The sequence below is a fragment of the Flavobacterium johnsoniae genome, from assembly GCF_001879205.1.
Classification (GTDB): domain Bacteria; phylum Bacteroidota; class Bacteroidia; order Flavobacteriales; family Flavobacteriaceae; genus Flavobacterium; species Flavobacterium johnsoniae_A.
Window position 1 is genome coordinate 273,564 of record NZ_MLFK01000009.1, and the last position, 21,686, is coordinate 295,249.

Here is a 21,686-nt window from a genome sequence, read left to right on the forward strand (position 1 = left end):
TAAGAACCCTGATTATTTGTTTAGTTCCAATATCCACATTTTCATAGCCGGAATTGAAGTTTTTTTCGATAATGAAAAGTTTTCATCTGTAATTACATTCTTCCCCGAAGAAAAGCCAGCTGATCTTTCGTCGTATTTCTGAAAATCAATTTCTTTTTGGGCATTGCTGGTATTCATAATACACATGATTGTTTGCGTTGCATCATATCTAAAATAAACATACAATCCATCTACCGGAATATAATGCATCATTTTTCCGGTGGTTAAAGCCGAAGACGTTTTTCTGAAATTGGCTAATTTTCGAACTAAATCCTGAGTTGATTTTTCATCATCGGTTAATCCTTTTCCTGTAAAGGCATTTTTGGAATCTGTAGCCCATCCACCTGGAAAATCAGCACGAACCAAACCATCAGGAGCTTTGAATCCTTTAGCCAATACTTCAGAACCATAATATAATTGCGGGATCCCGCGACAAGTAAGCAGCCATTGAAAACCTATTTTTTGTTTCTCTGCATTTTCTCCCACAACAGAGAAAAAACGCGGTTCGTCATGATTGTCTAAAAGCAGCACTTTTTGCATCGGATTTTTACTTAAAAAATCACTGCTTAGTGTATAATAAAGTTTATTTACACCTTCTGTCCACCCGAAGGGTTGAGTGAGAGCCGGAATGATTCCGTAGTATAAACTTTGAAAATCAACAACTGATGGTAAATTGCTTTTAAAAGGAGTATCCATATTATTTTGTTCAAAATAGGCTTGGTTGGCTACTCCGTGAACCATAATCTCTCCAAAAATGGTCATTTTAGGAAATTCATTTAAAATTGCCTGATTGCAGCGATTTGCAAAGTTTAAATCATTGTAAGTATATGTATCTAAACGAACTCCATCTATGCCAAAAGTTTCAATGTGCCAAATACAATTCTGAATTAAAAAGTTGGCCATGTAGGGATTATCCTGATTGATATCGGGCATGATTTTATCAAACCAGCCATCGCTCATTTTCTTCTGATCAGATTTTGTGCCGTACGGATCAAATAATGACTGTTCTCTATAATTGGTTTGGGTATATTCTGGCCAACGATGCACCCAGTCATTTTCTGGCTGGTCTTGTTCTAGAAAATGATACAATCCAAAATGATTGTAAACAGCATCAAAGATGAGTTTCATACCGCGCTGATGCAATTGATTGCTTAGTTCCTTATACTTTGTGTCTCCACCGTAACGCGCATCAATTTTATAATGATCTGTAATGGCATAACCATGTTCGGTTCGGTTCATCATATCATTTTCCATTACCGGAGTAAACCATAAAGTGGTAATTCCTAATCCCTGCAGATAATCTAAATTATTAATCACGCCCTGCAAATCACCACCATGGCGATCATACATTTGATTTCTGTCCAGCGATTGATCTCTCATTCCTTTAACACGATCATTTGTAGGATCTCCATTGCTAAAACGATCCACCATAATCAAGTCGATAAAATCAGCCGAATTTACTCCTTGCCCATACAATGTTCCATTGCCAGGTCTTCTGGAATTAAGCGACCAATTAATTTTTTGCTTTTTTCCTTTCTGAATTACTTCAATGGAAACATTTCCCGGTAGCGCGTCTGGTGAAATTAAAATATCTACAGCAAGATATCTTTTATTCGAAAATTGGTGTGTTTTCAAAACCTTTATACCAGAATAATTTATGAGAACATCAGCTGAAGAAAAAGCTTCACCTGTACTTCGAATAAGCAATTGAATAGAATTTGTTTTCATCCCGACCCACCAATTGGTTGGATATATGTCAATATTTTTGGCATTAACAATGAATGTGCAGCACATTGAAAACAAGTAAAAAAAGATTCTTTTTTTCATCTCTAACTATTTTTAGATTAATATTACCAGCGAAAGATATTTTTCTTTCGTATTCTAAAAAAGCAGTTTATTTAAACAGCATTATTTGCATTGCAAACAGCAATTTTGATTTGATAGAAAAGCATTATTTTTACATTTATAAGAAAATGACAATCCAAATGAAGGCACTTACATACGATCCTGAAAATAGATTTATGAAAATTAAATTGTATACTTTATACTGGCTGGGATATATTTTGCTTTTTAGTTTGATTCAAGGTTTACCGGCCGGAGATTTTTTAACCGCATTTTATAATGAATGGTATAGCATTTTGCCTAAAATTCTTTTTGTGACCATCGTTGTCGAATTTTTAATGCCTCGCTTTTTGTTCAGGAAAAAAACAATTGCTTTTATCACTGTATATATTCTTCTAATTTTAGTTTTTGCTTTTTTGCAGCGCTTGATCGACAATTACATTATAATTCGTTATTATCTGACTTTCTGGAAAATTGAACCAATTTTATCGGCTCCGGTTTTTTTATATAATATTAGTAAACTCCAATTTGTGGTAACTATTCCGCTGGCTTTTAAGCTGTTTTATTATTTAGCAGAAGAAAAAAATAAAGTTCAAATCATATCATCCCAAAAATTACAGGCTGAATTATCTTCTCTTCGAAATCAATTTCATCCACATTTTTTGTTCAATGTCCTCAATAGCTTGTACTCTAAAATTTTAACCAAATCAGATGATTCTGCTGAAATTGTGCTGAGAATATCCGATTTGCTTCGGTTTTCTATCTATGATGTAAATAATAGAAATATCTCCTTGCAAAATGAAGTAGATTATCTTAAAAATTATATTTCGTTGCAGCAACTGCGTTTTGAGAATCAGCTTCAATTGAGTTTTAGTGTTCACGGTACTATCGAAAATCATTCTATTGAGCCTTTTTTGATACTTCCGTTTATAGAAAACAGCTTCAAATATAGTTTAGATGAAGTAGGTCAGGCGTGGATTACCATTTCTATTGCGGTGACTAATGGATGGCTTTCTGTTAAAATTGAAAATAGTCTTCCTAAAAAAATTAGCAAGACAACAGAAAATTTGAATAGTGGAATTGGAATTGCAAATGTTAAAAGAAGATTAGAACTACTTTATCCAGAAAAGCATATTTTGACTGTGAAAAATGAAATTACGAGTTTTTTCGTTTCCTTAAAAATAAAAATAGAAGATGGCTGTAATTAACTGTATTATAATTGAAGATGAATTACCAGCCTCTATTTTGCTGGAACTTCATATTGCCCGGTTTGATTTTTTAGATTTAAAAGGCAGATTTACGAGCGTTGCAAATGCACAGAACATTTTGAAATCGCATAAAATTGACCTTATTTTTCTAGATATCAATTTACCGGGAAAATCCGGAATCGAATTTGCGAGAAGTTTATCTTCAGAAACCGCAGTAATTTTTACAACTGCTTACACAGAATATGCAGATGAAGGATTTGAAATTGAAGCCATCGATTATATTTTAAAACCAATTGCCTTTGGACGTTTTACAAAAGCGATAAGCAAATACACAAAAATTAGGGAATCAAATGAAATCTTTTTGCATTCTAAAATTCAGGAAACTGATCGCGCGTTTATTTTTGTGAAATGCGAAAGAAAAATGGTCAAACTTTTTTTAGACGAAATTGACTATTTTGAATCTCAAGGAAACTATTTACTGATTTATACAGCAACAGAATGTTATAAAACGTATCAGTCGATTACAGAAATGGAAGAAAAATTACCTGAGGGCCTGTTTTTCAGAATTCATCGCTCATTTCTTGTTGCCATAAAAAAAATAACAAGTTATAATACAAACCATATCAATATTCAAAATAAGCAATTGCCTATTGGAAGGTTTTATCAGTCCTCTGTATCTTATTTACTGAATTCTTTAACAAATAACGCTTTGAATTTATAAAATAGCGATCAGGTAAACAGGCGGGTAGGTGCGATATTGGATACAATAGACATTCTGCTCACTGAGTTTTTAGGTTTAATGTTTTTTGGGAGCTTTTTGCCGCTATTCGTTGCAATCTTTTGTGCCGAACCCCGGCACAAAAGGATTTCCACTGCACACGAGCGAAGCGAACTGGCGAAGCAATCGGGGCTGGGGCCGCGGGGATATTGGTTTGTCAAGCTCCACATTGAAACCCAATTATGGTATCTCTATTTAATTCTCAATTATTATTTTAAACACCATACGCCACAATTCTGTTCACAGAGGATGAAGTAAATTATAATTTTCATAAACTTACTATCTTTGATTAAAATTTAGCCATTAAAGAATATTGAAATTGTGGAAAACATTCCAATCCGCCATATTAGCCAGCAAAGTGAACCTGAATTGACAGGGAGTTTTACTATACGGGAAATAACATCCTTATTGTCCGGCAGGGATATGGTTCAGGAGCTGCACAGGCATGATTTCTATTATATTTTAATTGTTAAGAATGGAGAAGGCCTTCACGAGATTGATTTTACAGGCTATGAAATAAAAAATCATACTGTTTTTATGATGCGTCCCGGCCAGGTCCATTATCTTTCTCTAAAAGCAGGGAGCACAGGCTATTTAATACAATTTAAAACAGATTTTCTTTATTCTCATAACAGTGCCTCCCAAAAGCATCTGACCAGGCTAATTCAGTACAGTGCTTACAACCTCGAGCAGGAAGGATTTTGCAGAATCGAGGCTGTCGTATCAGAGGCATTAAAAGAATATACAAACAAACTCAAAGGCTATCACGAAGTTTTGAAAGCAAGCCTGAGCATTTTTCTTATTGAACTGCTTCGCCAGCGGACCGATAAAGCTATTCCAGCTATGGGGGATAACACCTATGGACAGGAAAAATTGGAGCAATTTCTGGAACTTGTGGAAAAAAATAGTAGTACCCATAAACAGGTTTCACAATATACCGGTTTATTGAATTTATCGTCTTACCAGCTAAGTTCTATTACAAAAACTTTACTTGCTAAAACCCCTTCTGAGATTATAAACCATCATATTATCCTGGAAGCTAAACGCCAGCTTTTGGCGACCTCAAAGCAGGTGGGCCAGATAGCCTGCGACTTAGGATATGATGACCCTTCGTATTTCACCCGGTTTTTTAAAAGGCATACCGGTCTCTCTCCCGAGTCCTTTAGGCAAAACTCTAAATAAGTCCTAAGGATCTTCATTTCTGTCCTATCATACAGGTTTTCCGCTGAAGTAATTTTGTCAAATAAAATTAATTCAAACCCAGATCAGTATGAAAACAAAAATGAAACTGATGGCATCCTTAAAGATATGGCTGGCCATTTATCCCTCCATTACACTTTTTTTATTCCTCTTTGGCAATGCATTGTCCGTATTGCCTTTATACCAGCGGACTTTTATACTCACCATAGCGCTTGTGCCCTGGATCGTATTTGCCGGGATTCCGTTTTTAGATTTTATCCTGCGACAGTTTACCTATAAACCAAAAAAATAAAAGCAAAAAATGGATCGTCCAACAAAAACGGAATCTCTCAGTTCCGGCGCCACTGCCGGTACAGATTTTACAGGACCAAGGCGTAAGTTCATTAAACAAACCGGATTGGCAATAGCAGCTTTAACTTTTCCATTTCCACTTAGAACATTTTATATGGGTACAGTTAGTAAAAAATTTGATGTCATTATTATCGGGGGAAGCTACTCCGGCCTGGCCGCAGCAATGGCACTGGGAAGGGCATTAAAGCAAGTTTTGGTTATCAATAGCGGTGAGCCCTGCAATGCACAAACGCCATATTCCCATAATTTCCTCACCCGGGACGGCAGCACACCTGCAGGAATCGCCGGAGTGGGAAAACAGCAGGTAGAAAAGTATGAAACTGTAAAATTCCTTAATGGTTTTGCTTCCAGTGGAAAGAAAACGGACAAAGGTTTTGAAATAATGATGGAAACCGGTGAAACTTTCCAGGCCTTAAAACTAATTTTTGCTACGGGCATAAAAGATATAATGCCGCCCATTGAGGGGTTTTCAGAGTGCTGGGGGATTTCAGCTATACATTGCCCGTATTGTCATGGCTATGAAGTTCGGAGTAGCCGGACAGGGATTCTGGGCAATGGTGATCCTGCATTTGAACTGGCTAAGATGATTTCAAACTGGACCCCGGATCTGACCCTCTATACCAATGGGGTATCTGCGATAACCGCTGGGCAGGATGCCATTCTGAAACGCCGTAATATTAGTGTTGTTGAAAAGCAGATCAGTAAGCTGGAACATCTTGGGGGGCATATCCGGCATATTGTATTTACAGATGGCACAAGATCTTCACTAAGTACTCTGTATGCCCCTAGGCCTTTTATACAGCACTGCACAATACCTGAATCTCTGGGATGTGTTATGACCCAGGATGGATACATTAAGACCGATCCTTTTCAGCAGACCTCCATTGAAGGCATTTATGCTTCGGGGGACAATGCCTCTCGGGCCAGGACTCTTGCCAATGCAGTTGCAATGGGAACGGCAGCGGGTATGGCAGCCAGTAAAAAGCTGATACTGGAACAATTTTGATGTTGATGCCCATAAGGGCTCACAAGGAGGCATTATCTGAGTTCTGTCCTGTCCAGCTTCATTTCGGTCCTAACAAATTGAAAACACCTGAGATATCTTTCAAAGAAAATAAACCAAAAAAAATTAAAATTCACAATTATGAAAATTATTATAGTAGGTGCCAGCGGCACTATGGGAAAACATTTAGTCAAAGCACTGGAAAAGGAGCATGAAGTTATCACAGTGGCATCCAAAGGATGTGACATCGATGCTGATATTACATCACCGGAATCCATTGAAAACCTATTTAGGAAGGCCGGCTCATTTGATGCCTTGATTTCAACGGCAGGCCCGACATTTGTAGGTCCATGGGGCAAATTAAATGATGCAGCATTCAGAAAGGGAGTGGAAGGAAAAATGATGGGGCAGATCAACCTGGTGCTGATAGGTCAGCATTATATCAACCCGAAAGGTTCCTTTACCCTAATTACCGGAGCCTTGACCCATGAGCCTCAGGTAAACTTTGCCAATGCATCAGCTGTTAACGGTGCTGTGGAAGGATTTGTCCGTGCAGCGGCCATTGAGCTGGATAACGGGATTCGTATCAATGCAGTAAGCCCCACAGTCATCGAAGATTCCCCGCAGTATTTCCCATACTTCCCCGGAGAGATCCCCACCACCATGAGACAGTTGGAATTTATGTTTCGAAAAAGCGTGTTTGGCAAGGGAACCGGGCATATCATTAGGGCTTAATTTTTGCAGCAGCTGCACTTCAAAGCGGTCAGCTTTGGAATTGATTGGGCTGCTTATTGCTCAGCAGAGCTCATACAAATTTCCCGCCGGGGCCCGCAAGCCCTGGCTTATTTGTTTTGTTCATTGCAGGCTGAAAGTTTTCAGCCATTTTTGCTGTCTGTGGGAATACAACTCTGCAAAAAACGGTTATTATTAATGGTTTTTTACAGCATTAAATCCGTGTGCATAAAAATTTCGCTGGGAAGATTTGGTATTGCCCGATGTACCATCTGTTTCATCCTTGGTCAGTTCATCTTGATGAAACTCGTCATTTTCAGGTTCCCTAATTTCGAATTCCCTCTCTACGGGATTATCCTTTTCGGGCGCTATGGTTTGAAATTTGTCGCTTTCAGCCTCATTGCTTTTTTGGGTATTCCTATCGGTTTGGGACCCCTCCCGTGGGTCATTCCCTATAAGGTCCTTTTCTATGTCCTTCACCGTTATGTCTTTGGGGCCGCTTTGGGGTTTCTTTTAAGGGTGCTGCGGGTCATAGGGGCTGGGTGTTTTTGGCTGCGTGTTTTGGGTCTTTGATCGGGTTTTGGGAATTGCGGTCTTCATGATCGTAATTTTTGGTTGTATCTTTTTGGGTTTGATATTATTTTTTTGGAGCTTTTTCCCGCTATCCGTTCCAATCTTTTGTGCCGAACACCGGCACAAAAGGATTTCCTCTTCTATCGGGGCTAGGGCTGCTGATCAGCCCGGCTCTTTAGACTAATAAAAATAAGTGAGATTATAAAAAAATGGCTCCAATTGTCTTCAATTGGCGCCATTTGGCTTGTTTGTGACCTCTGCGGGACAAATTTCAACAAAATTTATGGAAGATTTGAAGAGATTGGCTTACTACTGGTAGAGCATGACTTTCAGTGGCTTGAGCAATTTGGTTTGGATGTCCTGTTGGGGATTGATGTAAATATCTACGCGTTAGTAATATATGATAGCAGCTAAAAAAAAAGCGCCAATTGAATTTAATTGGCGGCTTTTCGCTTATGGTGAAAATAAATGATAATTACTCATATTTATCGTGGCTTTGCGATAGTAGCGTACTTATCCAGTTGATGACAGAGCAATTTTTTGGAATATTTTTACGTTTTAGAATCAGACTGTTGATCAGCAGGCTTCTGCTGTTTGTCCATCATGGCGGCAACTGCGGTATCGGGCAAAATATTGCTCATACCGATCATGGCCTTATTCTTAAAGCCGGAAATAATTTTATCCTTGCCCGACATGAGTGCCTCATAGCCGTCTTTTGCCACATCGGCCGTATGCGCCAGCGAGGATTTGTCCTGCACTATTGTGCTTCGCTGCATATCGGCCTTATTAAAAAAGTCGGTATCGGTCGCGCCCGGCAATAGCGCAGTAACAGTAATATTATTGTCTTTCAATTCATGACGGATAGCTTCGGAAAATGAGTAAACAAAAGCTTTGGTCCCGTGGTAAACCGACTGCCATGGCCCCGGGGTCTTGCTGGCTATTGAAGCAAGATTGAGTATTTTGCCATAGTTGCGGGCTATCATTTGCTTGGTAAAATGTTTTGTCAATATTACAGTGGAGGCGATGTTCAGGTCAATAATTTCCAGCTCGCGCTGCACTTCAGTATCTTTGAAAAGTCCGTAAACCCCTTGTCCGGCATTATTTACAAGCACATCGATGGATATGTTTCTTGACTCTACTTCCGCGCATAAAGCAAAGGCTTCCTCTCTTTTAAACAGATCTTTTGCAATAGCAATGACATCAATGTTATGCTTGCTGAACTCGGCAGCCCTGTTTTTTAACTAATCTTCATGCCTTGCTACAATAACAAGGTTGTAACCGTCTCTGGCAAAGAGCTTGGCAAGCTCGTAGCCGATTCCTTCAGTTGCTCCGGTAATCAGCGCATAATTTTTAGTATCTCCCATGATGTTACTTATTACAAATTAATTTTTTTACCCGGCCGGCAATTCAATATTTTAATCTGCAGTTTGTTCTTATGCCTTCTTAATGCAAATAATTTTATTTAATTTATTACTACTAGTAATTTTCCTTTTTGAATCCAGTTTTTTCTTCAGAATAAATTTAGTCTGTCGGCCAATATCAGTTTTACAAAATTTTAATCAGGATTTACAAAATTTTACTGAGAGAGTGTTTCCTGATACCGTAAATCTTTGTAAATAGGTGATTAATAAGGATATATTGTTGTTTAGGAGCTTTTCCCGCTATACGTTACAATCCTTTATGCCGAAGCCCGTCACAAAAGAATTTCCACTACTATCGGAGCTATTTGCCATCGGGTTCAATTTTGTCTTTGAAGAAATTAAATCTAATATGGAAGTTCGATAAAATTTAAATTCCAGACTCTTTAATGCTTTTGAAAATTTAATCCTCTATCACGGTCTTAGAGGCAATAAGACGAAATAACGGTTCATATTTTTTAATTTGTAAGTCAAGATTTTTGTTTGATGCGACCGGACCGATGCTTCCCTGCAGGCAGTACAGTTTTTGTTTTTGTTTAAACATGAACTGCAGCATTCTTATTTTCATTTGGTCATCAGCATTGCCAAGAGATTGTTCTACATCGACCATCATATCTGGAATACCGTCAATTTTTACGTTCTCGGTGCGGATAAGCGCAGATTCTGGAGGTATCATCTCCAGTATTGATTTTTCATTTAGAATAACCTCAGGCTGTCCAGAAAGATCATATACTACAATTGTGATTTTCTCATTGCCCGTTCGGTAATAACTGGTAAACTGCTGGATTGTCTCGGGCATGTGGGCTTCTTCTGCCAGCCAGCTGTGCGGTATGGGAACCTTAAGCGCAGTTTGTTCCGCTTTAGGATGGTTTTTGGTTTTGAAAGTTTTAATATGGCCATCATTGATTTCTTCATGGGGCGTGTCGTGGTAAGCAAATGACAGTATGCCTTTTGACACCATTGTATCTGTAATGAAATGAGTTCCTTTGCTTACTTTTTCAAGAAAATCAATGGCATATTTTTGCTTTTCGATTTGGTTTTGAAGTTGTACATTGATCAGCGAATCGATATTTCGTTGTACTATCTTAAATTCGGACGCGGTAAGCTCATCCTGCAGCAAGCGTTCAATATTTCGTTCTGCCCTTGAAAATGGAATTTCAGCATTATTTTGCGCCGCGCTGACTTTGCGCTTGAGATTTGGAAATTGTTTGGCTATAGTTTTCAGAGCTGAACTTTGTCCTTTAAGGTAGGCATAGGTTTCAATAGCAAACATAACTTTAGGTGTCGGCTTTTGAGCCTGTGAGTAAAATAGTGCAGGAGAGCTGCAAATCAGCAGCAGCAGCATTATTCTGCATCTTGTGAAAATTAGTAGAGCCATTTGTATAAAAAATTATAATTATACATTAACAGGAGATTTTCCCTGTCTCAAAACTAGTAGTGAAATGTAATAAATGACACTTTTCAAAAATGCAAAATTGTCGAGGGATGTGTTTATATAATTCCCATGCCTTTTTATATAATTTTCATAACACCCACAATTAGTGGAATGTGCTTTACGTATTGTGATTCTAATAACCTACATTTATTTCAAAATTATAAAAATTAAAAAGATGCAGGAAGGTACAGTGAAATTCTATAATGAAGAAAAAGGTTTTGGATTTATAACACCGAAAAACGGCGGGAGTGAAATCTTTGTCCATGCTACAGGTCTATCAGCGAGTATCCTTGAGAACAATGAAGTTCTCTATGATATTGCTGAAGGTAAAAAAGGTCCTAATGCGGTAAACGTTGTAGTTGCTTAATTTTCAAAATAATGTAAAAGTACCTGTCTTTTGAGAGGTGCTTTTTTTTGAATCCATTTCTTAGTACATTGACATAATTATTGACAGATAAAGTGCAAAAAAAACACCTGCAGCATTACAGGTGTCTTTATAAAGTAAATAGCATAAGGCTAAAAAGTGTTATTAATTATAACAGTTCAATTAAATTATTTGCAGATGCGGACGGATCTGCATAGTTACTATATCGCATCTTTTTGGCTGTGACAGGCAGAATAAAGTACTCATTGCAATATCGTAAGCCTCCAGCATTTCCAGTTTTTCTACTTTCTCGTGCTGTACTTTTTTTGGATCAGTCTGCATGTCGCTGGTTACCGCTCCGGGTTCAATCAGGGAAACTTTTATTCCAAGCGGATTTAATTCTTTACGCAGTGATGTACTAAAACCTCTTATTGCTGTTTTAGTTGCCACATAAATAGTACTTTCCGCAGTACGGCTTTCTGCGCTCATTGATCCAATATTGATAATATGTCCCGATTTTTGCTCTTTCATTCTTGATGCGGCTTGCTGAGCGAAGGCTAGATAACCTGTAATATTTGTATCAATAACATACTTGTAATCTTCATACGTTTCCTTGGTGAGTCCGGGCGCTGCGAGCGCTGCGTTGTTGATTAAAATATCAATTCCGCCCAGCTCATTATCTACTATATCAAAGATTTTATCAATGTCTTCTTTTTTGGTTACATCTGCCGGGGTGCCATACACTTCGCTGCCCGGAAATTGTTGTTTGATATCGGCAACGGCATTATCGAAATCTTCCTGATCTCTTCCAAAAATAAGAACGCGCCCGCCAAGAGATACTAATACATCGGCAATTGCTTTTCCTATTCCGGTTGTTCCGCCCGTGATTACAATTCGTCTTCCATTGATGTTTTGTCCAAAGTAATTTGTTAATTTTTCCATTATGTATTTTTATTTATTAGTAAATATTACCATTCGATCTTAATTAAAGCCTGACCTGAAATCTCATATTCATGCAGTTTTGCACTTTGGTGAAAGGCCTTTAAAAGCTCCTTATTCTGAAATACTTTCATTTTAATACTTCGATCGCCTAATTTTATAATTTTTAAATTGCAGGACATATCTTTATCCCCGTCAAGGTGTATGGTGGCAGATTTTCCCCTTTTAGTAAATTGATTAGGATAATCGATAAAAATCAAAAAGTCTTCATCGGCTTTGATGTATTGTCTTGGCACGACACCAAATGCCATTCCGGCGCCGTAAACTTCCTGACCAACCTGACCGCTTTTCTCCCAGCCGTTGTATAAGTCCTCTAGAGGAACCCACAAATCAGCCTGTATTTCTCCGGTTTTTACTTCTTCCGAGAGCATTTCTTTAGGAAGCATTGCGGGATAATAATAGGCAATTCTGCTGACGGCAAATTTTATGAACTCGGGAATCAGCGTTTTTAACGCTGGTAAAATAGCCACGTCCTTTGCCTGAATAAAATATTCCGATAACGCGGCATAGACTTCTAATTCTTCATAAGCCGCAGTATACGGAGCATCATTTAGTGGAAAGATGGAAAAGAAATTCGTGTAATTTTTTCCAAAGCCATATCTGCAGTCGTAAAGCTGTACATTTTTAAATAACCCGCTAAGGCAGGTATAACTTAAATCCAGATACAGTTTTTTATTGGTAATTTTATACAATTCTAATAATGCTCCCGCCGAAAAAGCGGTATTATTGGCCTGATATAAAATATTGACTCCCAGATCTACCAATTTTATTGCAGCTTTTTCAGCCTCGTTTAAATAGCGTTTTTCTTTGGTCAGCTTATAAACCAATAACATTAAGTGAGCGTAGGAACCCGGAACATCATTTTCTCCTCCTTTGCCCGGAGCGGTTTCTGCTTTGATTATTTCCAGGGTTTCCATATTATAAAATACCGGCCATGAATATTTAAAATGACGTGCCACTTTTATGACATATTCAATAGAATCTAAAACGAGTTTCTCTGCTGTTTTGTCACCATGCAAAGCCAGTCTTGCCAAATTCATCAACGGATGATGCAGATACCAGGAATCCATCACCATTTCTTTTTTTTGTTCTTCGGACTGGTCAAGTTTGTCAACAAGTGCGGGAAGCCATCTGTTTGTACAATTAATTTTTGGATCATAAAAAGCGGGCAGCCCTTTTATTAAATCTTCACAAAGCGGCTGTTTTTCACCGCTCCATTTTTCATATTCCTTAAATGGAGTGAGTACGGCAAGCTGAACCATACTCTCGGCAGGGGTTTCATAATCGCACAAATAGGCATTCAGGTACGGACTTCCGTTATTTTGTGTCCATGCACCTTTGTTATAGGTTAAGTCTGTAATGACTTTCTGCGCAATATCAGGCCAGTCATTATATTCAATTCTGGGCTGCTCCAGTACCTTGTATATTTTTACAAGATTATTTAAGAAATTTTCGCAGATAGCCGAGGTCTGCTCAAATATTTCGGTAGTAAACATTACATAAGCATCTGATATTGTAAAGGCTTTATCTGCAGGTAGGGGCAGTTTATCTGTAGCTGGAAGCTGAAATCCAATTTCCGGCCAGGTTCCGCCAACGGTACTTTTTGATTCCGTTTTGGTCACTTCGCAATATTCTGATAGGGACGTAAGGTTTTGAAAATAAAAAAAGGACCCCGTTTGCGGTTTTGTAATGGCTTGCAAATAGTAATCCTGATCGGGAACCGAACTGCTCCATATGGATTTTGCCGCTGGTATTTTCTACACTTCCGTTTTGTGTAAGCGGAAGTATATCCCGGGGCCAAAACGGAATCATTAACGGGATGTTTGCCTTAAAGCTGGTTGTATAATGCAGCAAAGGCGAAGCTTCATCGGGAAAAGTAACGCGAAGTTCATAACTACCAAGTTTGGAATTTAAAATAATGACGATACTGTCTTGAGCATCAAAAATATTGGACACTTCAAAACAGCCGTTCATTGCAAATGCGGCGCGAAGCGCTATTTTTCCGTTATTGGGCATAAGGGCGACAATCCAGAGAGAATCGCCTGTATTGTAAAATTGATACGTATAATCAAGAATTTTTCTTTCTAAAAGTATGTCACTATTTTCAATATCTGCCTGAGCAGTTGCGCTCCATGGTGTTATCGTATGCATAATGATAAATTTTAGTTTATAAAATGTAGTAAGTGTTGCGTAATGGATTATAGGATCTTCATAATGACAAATTTCAATAAAACAGACGTATTTTGTTTTATATAATTTTTGCGTGTTTTTATAAATTTTTCTTTTTTCAGTTAATGCTGGCCATCTTAAAATACTGTAAAGATCAGCGGAAAAACTGTAAGGAATTATAAGACAGCGTATTGTAATTTTGATTTATAACCTTTAAAAATATCATTATGAAAACTGCGATAAAAAAAACAGCTGATACCAAAAGTAAAACGGGAACTGCTGCTGCCAAACCAACAGCGTCCAAAACAGCTCCAAAAGGGACGGTGAAGGCAAAACCTTCTGCTGCTGAAGGACTTCGAGAATTATTTGTAGATTCGCTAAAAGATATCTACTGGGCTGAAAAAGCACTGGTTAAGGCACTTCCAAAAATGGCCAAAAATGCAACGTCTGAAAATCTTATTACTGCTATTAATGAGCATCTTTCAGTAACCCAGGAGCAGGTAGCCAGACTTGAAGAAGTTTTTAAATCGGTAGGAGAGAAGGCTGCTGCCAAAAAATGCGACGCGATGGAAGGACTTATAAAAGAGGGCGAGAGTATTATGGAGGAGACTGAAGCAGGACCTGTAAGAGATGCGGGAATTATTGCGGCCTCACAAAAAATTGAACATTATGAAATTGCTACCTACGGGACACTTGCTGCCTTTGCTACAACCCTGGGTGAGGATGACGCTGTACTGCTTCTTGAGAAAACGCTGGCTGAAGAAAAACAAGCGGATGTTACACTAACAGAAGCTGCTTACAATACGATCAACTTCGACGCCAAAGAAGAAGATCAGAAATAATTTCAAATTGCAATTCCAAGATTAGATTTGATTTTTAAGAAACCTGTATCATTTTTTAATGGTGCAGGTTTTTTTTTGATTAATCAAGAGTCCTCAATTGTGTTTTATTTGTAAGAAATTGAAATGATCCTGTAAAATTAATGGCCTAAATTATAGTTACTTAGCTGTCTATTAATTTTAAAAAAGACCATCATGAAAGCAGCAGTTATTCACGGACCGGGCTCCGTTAAATACGATACGGTAGAGGATCCAAAAATCAATGCACAGGACGATATTATTTTGAAAGTTACGTCTACGGCCATCTGCGGATCGGACCTGCACATCTATTCAGGCGCAATGCCGACATCCCCAATGGTTCTTGGCCATGAATTTATGGGAATTGTAGAGGAAACAGGATCGGCTGTTACCCATCTTAAAAGAGGTGACCGTGTGGTTGTTCCTTTTCCGGTTGCCTGCGGGAATTGTTTTTTCTGCAATCATGACGTTCCGGGAAACTGCGAGCACAGTAATCCCGAACATTATGGTCCAGAGGGCGGAATCCTGACCGAAAAAGGAGGAGCGCTTTTTGGGTATACTGATCTTTACGGCGGATATGACGGAGGGCAGGCGCAGTATGTACGGGTTCCTTATGCTAATTACGGACCGCGCGTGGTTCCGGATAACCTAACCGATGAGCAGGTGCTTTTCCTTACCGATATCTTTCCGACCGGATATACAGGAGTGGACTGGGGAGAAGTGAAAGGGGGAGAGACCGTTGCTATTTTCGGTTCGGGTCCCGTCGGGATTATGGCAGCCAAAAGTGCCTGGCTAAGGGGAGCTGCGCAGGTAATTATCGTGGACACGCTGCAGTACCGTCTGGACAGGGCGAGGGTTTCTACAGGATCTACCACTATATTGTGGGAAGATCCCAAAGATGTAGTGGAGCATATCAGATCGCTTACCAATGGGCGAGGCGCGGATGTATGTATTGATGCTGTCGGCTTTGAGCCCGAAAGAAGCCTGGCTGACAAAATAAAAGCAACGGTCAATTTTGAAAAAGGCTCTATTAAAGTGCTTGAAGCCTGCATGAGCGCGGTGAGAAGAAGCGGTATTGTTTCGGTTCTTGGCGTATATCCCGTGAATTACGATAATTTTCCGCTTGGACAGTTCTTTGACAAAGGTATAATACTCAAAGGAGGACAGGCGCCGGCGCATAAACATATCGATAAACTTCTGGAATATGTAGTGCAGGGAAAAGTGCAGCTTGATGATATCATTACCCACAGGCTTCCGTTATCTGAGATTTCGCATGCCTATAATATTTTTAATAAAAAAGAGGATGGCTGCGTTAAGGTAGTACTGGATCCCTGGAAATAAACATCGATTATAAACATTCATAAAAAAAAATCTGCACCTGGTGCAGATTTTTTTATACATTGATTTAAATATGCCAATGAAATCCGATTTACTCGGGTTTTATTTTTTCAATGATCAATGCTGCGGCCTTATCGGCTGCCTGCTGTATGATCTGCTCGGGACCGCCTGCAAAAACCTCCCTGTGGTCTATTGTTCCTAAAGGCGTAATGATGGACAAAAAGATGGTACCGACCGGTTTTTCCGCGGTCTCGCTTCCTCCCGCAGTGGTAAGCCCTGTCAGGGCCACTGTTATATCGGCATTGAATATGACCGCTGTGCGCTGGGCAAGGGCACTGGTGACCTCTTGAGATTCGGGGGTAAACTGCTCTATTAGTTCGCGGGGTACCAGCAGGATCTGCTCTTTAACAAAAACTTCATAACAGACAATACCGCCCCTTAAAATTTTTCCCGACAGCGGGGTTAGGGAAAATTCAGCGCTTAGTTTTCCCGCTGATGCGCTTTCTGCAAAAGCAATATTCCAGCCTTTGGCCGCAACGGCCTCGCTGCATTGGATTATAATTTCTGATGTCATAACCTTCAATATTTATTAAACTGTTCTTCTGGTTACATTTTTAACTATTCGATGTAGTTTATTTTAGATCTGGCAAACTGGTCCAGCACCTCTTGGGTAAGGCGTTCCACGTCCCTGGCGATCAGGGCGGATTCCAGCAGATAATCGTCCACAAAATCAAAAACGGTATTTTCGGCTTGGTCAAGCCTCTTGATGTCATCGGGCTCCACCGAAGCACTATATACATTTTCAAGGTGCTGCCTAAGGTCTTTTTCGAACTGTTTTATAAGGTCTTCCATTGTTTTTTATTTATGGTTAAAGAAATTGTTTGTCATGTACTATATTTAATAACCGAAACAAATTTAGGCTGTTATGGCACTTAAAAGTAATACTTTAGCTTCGATATTTTTTTATATGCAAACAGGCAATTTTTATCAAATTTACATTCGGCTCCTGCCTGGTATTTGATCAAAAATAATGGATGTTAAATTCCTTTTTCGAAACTAGGTATCATTTAATAATGTTTTATATTTGATATGAAATACCAGAAACATATTATTTTAAATTACCGGGGATGGAAAAGGGGATCAGGCTGAAGGTCCGAAAAGAACTGGACGGCAGACAGCAGTCAAATATTATTAAATTAAAAGGCAGTCTGATCTCAAAGGGCTATACAGAGATCATACACATTTTGGATCAGGACGAAGAATACCACATCAATACTTTTGACATTGAGAGCGGAACAGGCATTGAAGTGCGAGAATTTATTACGGCATTTATTGCCCGGGAGCAGCTGGAGGACAGTATATCTATTTTTAGTTAAATACTGTCTCGCTTAAGTTTAATTTACCGTAAAGAAACATTAATAATTTTACTTGGAAATTTTACCTCATTTATCAATTGCACAAGACTTTGCTGTTTACTGTAATCAGGCCTTTAATGGTGATGAAGCTTTTATCGGTACATGAGTTTAAAAAGATATGGCCCATATCATTCAAAACGATTAATGCATCGAGCACCGCTGCCTCGAAAGCCCTTTCAGTCGATATAGTTCCAGTAAAAACTCTTTGAGTATTAATTACTGGGGCAAGAAGACGTGTCACCTCTTCTAAAGTACAGCTTAAACCGTATCGGGCTGCCAGAAGCTGCAAAACTTTGATATGAAATAGTGGTAGTGTTTCCATAAATACATCCTTTACCTAAATTTACGAAAAACAGATTAATGTGGATTTTTTAAGCACTAAAAATCAGTATTAAAATTAAATATAAGATCTTGATTTAACTTCGTGCGATCCAAAACGCGATTAGATTAGCGGAGGTGCAAATGCAATTTTTTAGGAGCTCTTCCCGCTATGCGTTTCAATCTTTTATACCGAACACCGGCAAAAAAGGATTTCACTGCTATCGCGGCTAGGGCTCCTGAGGAGCCCGTTTGCTAAGTATACCAAATAACCGGCGCAGCTGGCCAGAGTTCTAAAGGAACAAGTTATCGATAGAAATTTTACTTTTAGAACTTCCACCATTTTTTATTGTTGTCTTTAGAAGTATCAGTATCGCTTTCAGTGAATTGTTTGGTTGGGTCCGCCTTTTTATCTTCAGAAAATGGCTCAGAAAAAGGATATGACTGAGCATTGTCACTTTTGTCAAAGGGATTTTCCTGGGACTTCAAATGGGATTGTAAATCAATGCCAGAATCAGCAGCATCACTCTCACTGGCTTCTGAATTGGAATCGTCGTCTATTTTTTTAAGGAAGCGGAAATTGAAGTCGATTGGCTTTTCCTTGCCAATTTCGAAAAAGTCGATTGAATACTGGTTTTTATCCAGGTTGACGGCCTTGATTCTACCTTTCTTAAATACCTGATGCAGCACCAAATCCCCGACACCAAAGAGCTCCTTGTTCTCGGTATTTGAATCTCTTGCCTGTACTTTAGAGGCCTGAAGGATTTCAGGGCTGAGCTTTCCTTTGCGGATGTAAAACTCCTCGCTGATTTCAAAGAGAAAACGCGACGGATATTTGTTAAGACCTGTGGTAAAATTATATCCTTCCGAATCGGTGATGTAAAATCTTTTCTCGGCGCGCGTTACCGCTACATAAGTAAGCCTTCTTTCTTCCTCAATCGCGCGGCTTCTTCTCTCTTTGATCGAGAGTGCGCTTGGCAGAACACCCTCTGTAAAACCGCAAAGGAATACGTACGGAAATTCCAATCCTTTTGAAATGTGGATCGTCATCAGTTTTACCTTGTCCTGATGTTCATTCTGGGTATCCAAATCGGTGTAGAGCGCAATTTCCTGCAGGTATTCCTCGACATTGACAGGCTCTTTATTTTCTTGTTCCAGAAGGAGCATGGAACTTACCAGCTCCTTGATGTTTTCCAGCCGGTTCTCATCACCGTCTTTTCGGTACAACGCGGCCAGTCCGCTTCTCTCTAGTATTTCTTTGTCCAGATCCGATATGGATTTTGTTTTGGCAAACTCCTTTAGCTCGGCGATTAAATCCAGAAATTCGGCAGCACCTTTTTTGGACAGCTCGTTATCGGTGATGTTTTGTTCAAGTGCTCTGAGAAGCGATAGGTTCTGTTCGCGTCCCAGATAACTCAGGCGTTCCATGAATTTCTTGCCAAGCCCACGGGAAGGATGGTTGAACATACGAAGGAATGAAATATTATCCCCGTTCACTATGAGCCTTAACATGGACAGGACATCCTTGATTTCCTTTCTTTCAAAGAATTTAACGCCGCCAAAAATCGTATAGGGAACGTTTTCCTTGATCAGGGACTGCTCGATGTTTCGGGAAATATGGTTGGCGCGGTACAGTATGGTGATATCGGAATAATTTGCCTTTTCGGTTTTAAGGATCTCCTTGATTTCCGAGGCTACCCAGAGGGATTCCTCAAAATCATTTTTGCCGTGAAAATGAACCACTTCAACTCCTTCGGGCCTCTCGGTAATCATATCCTTGTCGACCCTTATTTTGTTGTTTTTAATAATATGGTTTCCCACTTTCAGGATGTTTGGAGTAGAGCGGTAGTTCTGGTTCATGATAATTGTTTCACAGTTTGGAAACATCTTATCAAAATCCACCAGATATTCTGGTTTGGCGCCGCGCCATTCGTAAATGGTCTGGTCAGGATCGCCCACCACAAATAAGTTCTGATGGATACGCGAGAGCATTTCCACCAGCTCGAACTGGCTGTCGGAGCTGTCCTGGGCCTCATCGACCTGTATGTAATGCATGTTTTCCTGCCATTTTACAAGCACTTCATTAAAAGTTGTCAGGATGTATACGGTGAAGTGTATCAGATCATCGAAGTCAAGGGCATAATTCCGCTTTTGTTTATCGAGGTATTTGTGAAATATTTTTAACGATAAATTCTCGGTATTTTCGTGCTCAAAGCTTTTATTGGCCAGAATGTAGCTTAAATAGTCAGAGTTGCCTTTTGATTTGGAAATGAACTGAAGGGCCTGTTTGAAGGTTAAGTTCTTGGAGTTGATGTCCAGCTCGTTAAAGACTTCACGCAGGATCGTCTTTTGATCTTCCGCGTCAAGTATGATAAAATTTTTCGGATACTGGATCTTATTTATTTCCTCGCGCAGGAACCGCACGCAAAATCCGTGGTAGGTGGTAATAAGGCTCACATCGTAGGTATCGCCGATGAGCATCTTTACCCTTTTTTTCATTTCCTGGGCTGCCTTGTTGGTAAAGGTCACGCAAAGTATGTTGGAGGAATTGATCCCGAGCCTGTCCACAATATAGGCAAACCTCGAGGTCAGCGCTTTTGTTTTTCCTGATCCCGCCCCGGCAATCACGCGCACGTACCCTTCGGTTGTTTCCACTGCCTGAAGCTGGTTTTGGTTAAGGTTCTCTAGGATGGGATCAGTCATTTCGTTTTTGTATGTTTTGGTTTAGTATTTTTTATTGGGATCGTGTCAGCTTGAGTAAAATCAAAAGATCCTGAAAAGAATTTACCATAAAATTAGTAAATTCTTTTCAAGATCTTGGATGTCACAATACTCTCTTAGTGTTAAATATCCGAGAGCTTTGAAGGATCAGTGGCCTCGGCGATGCTTTTACCCTGAGGATTGTTTTTTTTGTCTGAAACATCTTGTGGGTCTTCCTCCTGGTAGTCATTGAGGCGGCCGGTTACTCCTGTACTGGCTCCGGGCTGCATGCCTCCCGAACCGCTGTAGGCGCTGTTGGCATTTTCGTTTGTGTTTTCCTGGTCCTGTTGTGTGTTTTTATTCGTTTCCATGATTTTCAGTTTTATCGGTTTTCTCCTTATGGTTTTTGAGTAGCTCGCGGGCCTGTTTGAGTCCCGTAGCTATGGCAATTCCTTCTTCCGCGCCGTCCTGAAGCAGGGCATTGGCGATCTCAACGGCCTTTTCGCGTAGTTCTGCGGGCTGGTTTTTATAAGATGGGGGATAATCCCCGTGGTACCAGGGCATGATATTAATTATTTTCGGCCAGATAATCCCTGACGTCATCTACTCTGGTACCTGCGGACCTTACAGCGGTTTTTAATGTTTCCTGTGGCACGTTGAACTATTCAGACCAATACTGCACTTCGTAGGATTCGTTTATATTAATCTGCGAATCATCAGCTTTTCCGGTTTTCGTTTTATCATCCATGATTTTTAAATTTAATAGTTACCCAAAGTTACTTTATCAGATCATTTTTCTGTTATATTATAAAGTACGATTGTTATAGGATTTTTATGATTACTAGTTGTTTACGTGGCGATAATAAGCTATGGTGTTTATTTGGAAAATTAAAAACTGCAAAAGCATTTAGTTTTAACTCTTATTTTTTAATGAAAAGCGCCTTATA

22 protein-coding genes and 2 pseudogenes are annotated in these 21,686 nt (G+C 39.3%); 11 read left to right on the plus strand and 13 right to left on the minus strand.

Translation table 11 applies throughout. From position 1 onward, the window contains the following. Window positions 1-12: 12 nt before the first annotated feature. Entirely contained in the window at window positions 13-1,866 is a 1,854-nt protein-coding gene (locus tag BKM63_RS17060; protein ID WP_071637775.1) for an alpha-amylase family glycosyl hydrolase, read from the minus strand. Between the two features lie 158 nt (window positions 1,867-2,024). Here BKM63_RS17060 and BKM63_RS17065 point away from each other — a divergent pair, with 158 nt between their 5' ends. The 7 genes from BKM63_RS17065 to BKM63_RS23530 all read left to right on the plus strand — a co-directional run bounded on the left by BKM63_RS17065 (window position 2,025) and on the right by BKM63_RS23530 (window position 7,726). Beyond that, entirely contained in the window at window positions 2,025-3,089 is a 1,065-nt protein-coding gene (locus tag BKM63_RS17065; protein ID WP_165608784.1) for a sensor histidine kinase, read from the plus strand. Further along, window positions 3,076-3,810 carry a LytR/AlgR family response regulator transcription factor gene (locus BKM63_RS17070; RefSeq protein WP_071637777.1) on the plus strand — a complete coding sequence of 245 codons (735 nt, stop codon included), beginning with the start codon at window positions 3,076-3,078 and terminating at the stop codon, window positions 3,808-3,810. The genes BKM63_RS17065 and BKM63_RS17070 overlap by 14 nt, the downstream gene beginning before the upstream one ends. A gap of 378 nt (window positions 3,811-4,188) precedes the next feature. Next, a complete protein-coding gene (locus tag BKM63_RS17075; RefSeq protein ID WP_071637778.1) occupies window positions 4,189-5,049 on the plus strand; it encodes an AraC family transcriptional regulator in 861 nt (286 codons plus the stop codon). Between the two features lie 88 nt (window positions 5,050-5,137). After that, window positions 5,138-5,359, plus strand: coding sequence for a hypothetical protein (locus tag BKM63_RS17080; RefSeq protein ID WP_071637779.1), 222 nt, complete (start codon window positions 5,138-5,140; stop codon window positions 5,357-5,359). A gap of 9 nt (window positions 5,360-5,368) precedes the next feature. Then, entirely contained in the window at window positions 5,369-6,424 is a 1,056-nt protein-coding gene (locus tag BKM63_RS17085; protein WP_242661173.1) for an NAD(P)/FAD-dependent oxidoreductase, read from the plus strand. A 138-nt stretch (window positions 6,425-6,562) separates the two neighbouring features. Beyond that, the gene (locus tag BKM63_RS17090; RefSeq protein ID WP_071637780.1) at window positions 6,563-7,156 is read left to right on the plus strand and encodes a short chain dehydrogenase; all 594 of its coding nucleotides are present in this window, start codon (window positions 6,563-6,565) and stop codon (window positions 7,154-7,156) included. Between the two features lie 3 nt (window positions 7,157-7,159). Then, a complete protein-coding gene (locus BKM63_RS23530) occupies window positions 7,160-7,726 on the plus strand; it encodes a hypothetical protein (RefSeq protein ID WP_123907088.1) in 567 nt (188 codons plus the stop codon). 551 nt (window positions 7,727-8,277) lie between these two features. Here BKM63_RS23530 and BKM63_RS17100 read toward each other — a convergent pair. Together BKM63_RS17100 and BKM63_RS17105 are read right to left on the minus strand one after the other, a co-directional pair. Next, window positions 8,278-9,090, minus strand: a pseudogene (locus BKM63_RS17100) (SDR family NAD(P)-dependent oxidoreductase). Between the two features lie 457 nt (window positions 9,091-9,547). After that, window positions 9,548-10,522, minus strand: a complete 975-nt coding sequence (locus BKM63_RS17105; protein WP_123907089.1) for a hypothetical protein — start codon at window positions 10,520-10,522, stop codon at window positions 9,548-9,550. A gap of 232 nt (window positions 10,523-10,754) precedes the next feature. Between BKM63_RS17105 and BKM63_RS17110 the strand changes: the two genes are divergently transcribed. Next, the gene (locus tag BKM63_RS17110; protein WP_071638156.1) at window positions 10,755-10,946 is read left to right on the plus strand and encodes a cold-shock protein; all 192 of its coding nucleotides are present in this window, start codon (window positions 10,755-10,757) and stop codon (window positions 10,944-10,946) included. A gap of 180 nt (window positions 10,947-11,126) precedes the next feature. Here the strand turns inward: BKM63_RS17110 and BKM63_RS17115 are convergent, their stop codons facing one another. The 3 genes from BKM63_RS17115 to BKM63_RS23955 are packed head-to-tail and all read right to left on the minus strand — an operon-like array spanning window position 11,127 to window position 14,093. After that, the gene (locus tag BKM63_RS17115; RefSeq protein WP_071637783.1) at window positions 11,127-11,885 is read right to left on the minus strand and encodes an SDR family oxidoreductase; all 759 of its coding nucleotides are present in this window, start codon (window positions 11,883-11,885) and stop codon (window positions 11,127-11,129) included. A gap of 26 nt (window positions 11,886-11,911) precedes the next feature. Next, a complete protein-coding gene (locus BKM63_RS17120) occupies window positions 11,912-13,564 on the minus strand; it encodes a hypothetical protein (RefSeq protein ID WP_242661174.1) in 1,653 nt (550 codons plus the stop codon). Next, window positions 13,488-14,093: a hypothetical protein gene (locus BKM63_RS23955; RefSeq protein ID WP_242661175.1), complete on the minus strand. Its 606-nt coding sequence runs from the start codon at window positions 14,091-14,093 to the stop codon at window positions 13,488-13,490. Before BKM63_RS23955 ends, BKM63_RS17120 begins: the two co-directional genes overlap by 77 nt. 245 nt (window positions 14,094-14,338) lie before the next feature. Here BKM63_RS23955 and BKM63_RS17125 point away from each other — a divergent pair, with 245 nt between their 5' ends. Further along, window positions 14,339-14,953 carry a ferritin-like domain-containing protein gene (locus BKM63_RS17125; RefSeq protein ID WP_071637784.1) on the plus strand — a complete coding sequence of 205 codons (615 nt, stop codon included), beginning with the start codon at window positions 14,339-14,341 and terminating at the stop codon, window positions 14,951-14,953. A 192-nt stretch (window positions 14,954-15,145) separates the two neighbouring features. Then, complete coding sequence (locus tag BKM63_RS17130; protein WP_071637785.1) at window positions 15,146-16,309, plus strand: zinc-dependent alcohol dehydrogenase; 1,164 nt, start codon at window positions 15,146-15,148, stop codon at window positions 16,307-16,309. 88 nt (window positions 16,310-16,397) lie between these two features. Here BKM63_RS17130 and BKM63_RS17135 read toward each other — a convergent pair whose 3' ends face one another. Both BKM63_RS17135 and BKM63_RS17140 read right to left on the minus strand, forming a co-directional pair. Beyond that, window positions 16,398-16,880, minus strand: coding sequence for a CinA family protein (locus tag BKM63_RS17135; RefSeq protein ID WP_071637786.1), 483 nt, complete (start codon window positions 16,878-16,880; stop codon window positions 16,398-16,400). A 44-nt stretch (window positions 16,881-16,924) separates the two neighbouring features. After that, window positions 16,925-17,158 (minus strand): hypothetical protein, encoded by a 234-nt coding sequence (locus BKM63_RS17140; protein WP_071637787.1) that lies wholly within the window; start codon window positions 17,156-17,158, stop codon window positions 16,925-16,927. Between the two features lie 275 nt (window positions 17,159-17,433). Between BKM63_RS17140 and BKM63_RS17145 the strand changes: the two genes are divergently transcribed. Continuing rightward, the gene (locus BKM63_RS17145; protein ID WP_071637788.1) at window positions 17,434-17,682 is read left to right on the plus strand and encodes a hypothetical protein; all 249 of its coding nucleotides are present in this window, start codon (window positions 17,434-17,436) and stop codon (window positions 17,680-17,682) included. A gap of 73 nt (window positions 17,683-17,755) precedes the next feature. Here BKM63_RS17145 and BKM63_RS17150 read toward each other — a convergent pair whose 3' ends face one another. The 5 genes and pseudogenes from BKM63_RS17150 to BKM63_RS24115 all read right to left on the minus strand — a co-directional run bounded on the left by BKM63_RS17150 (window position 17,756) and on the right by BKM63_RS24115 (window position 21,487). Continuing rightward, a complete protein-coding gene (locus BKM63_RS17150; protein WP_071637789.1) occupies window positions 17,756-18,043 on the minus strand; it encodes a hypothetical protein in 288 nt (95 codons plus the stop codon). A gap of 323 nt (window positions 18,044-18,366) precedes the next feature. Then, complete coding sequence (locus BKM63_RS17155; RefSeq protein ID WP_071637790.1) at window positions 18,367-20,742, minus strand: ATP-dependent helicase; 2,376 nt, start codon at window positions 20,740-20,742, stop codon at window positions 18,367-18,369. A 140-nt stretch (window positions 20,743-20,882) separates the two neighbouring features. Beyond that, window positions 20,883-21,110 carry a hypothetical protein gene (locus tag BKM63_RS17160; RefSeq protein ID WP_071637791.1) on the minus strand — a complete coding sequence of 76 codons (228 nt, stop codon included), beginning with the start codon at window positions 21,108-21,110 and terminating at the stop codon, window positions 20,883-20,885. Then, complete coding sequence (locus BKM63_RS17165; protein WP_071637792.1) at window positions 21,097-21,303, minus strand: hypothetical protein; 207 nt, start codon at window positions 21,301-21,303, stop codon at window positions 21,097-21,099. The genes BKM63_RS17160 and BKM63_RS17165 overlap by 14 nt, the downstream gene beginning before the upstream one ends. Before the next feature lie 4 nt (window positions 21,304-21,307). After that, window positions 21,308-21,487 (minus strand): annotated as a pseudogene (locus BKM63_RS24115) (DUF3606 domain-containing protein). Between the last annotated feature and the right edge of the window lie 199 nt (window positions 21,488-21,686).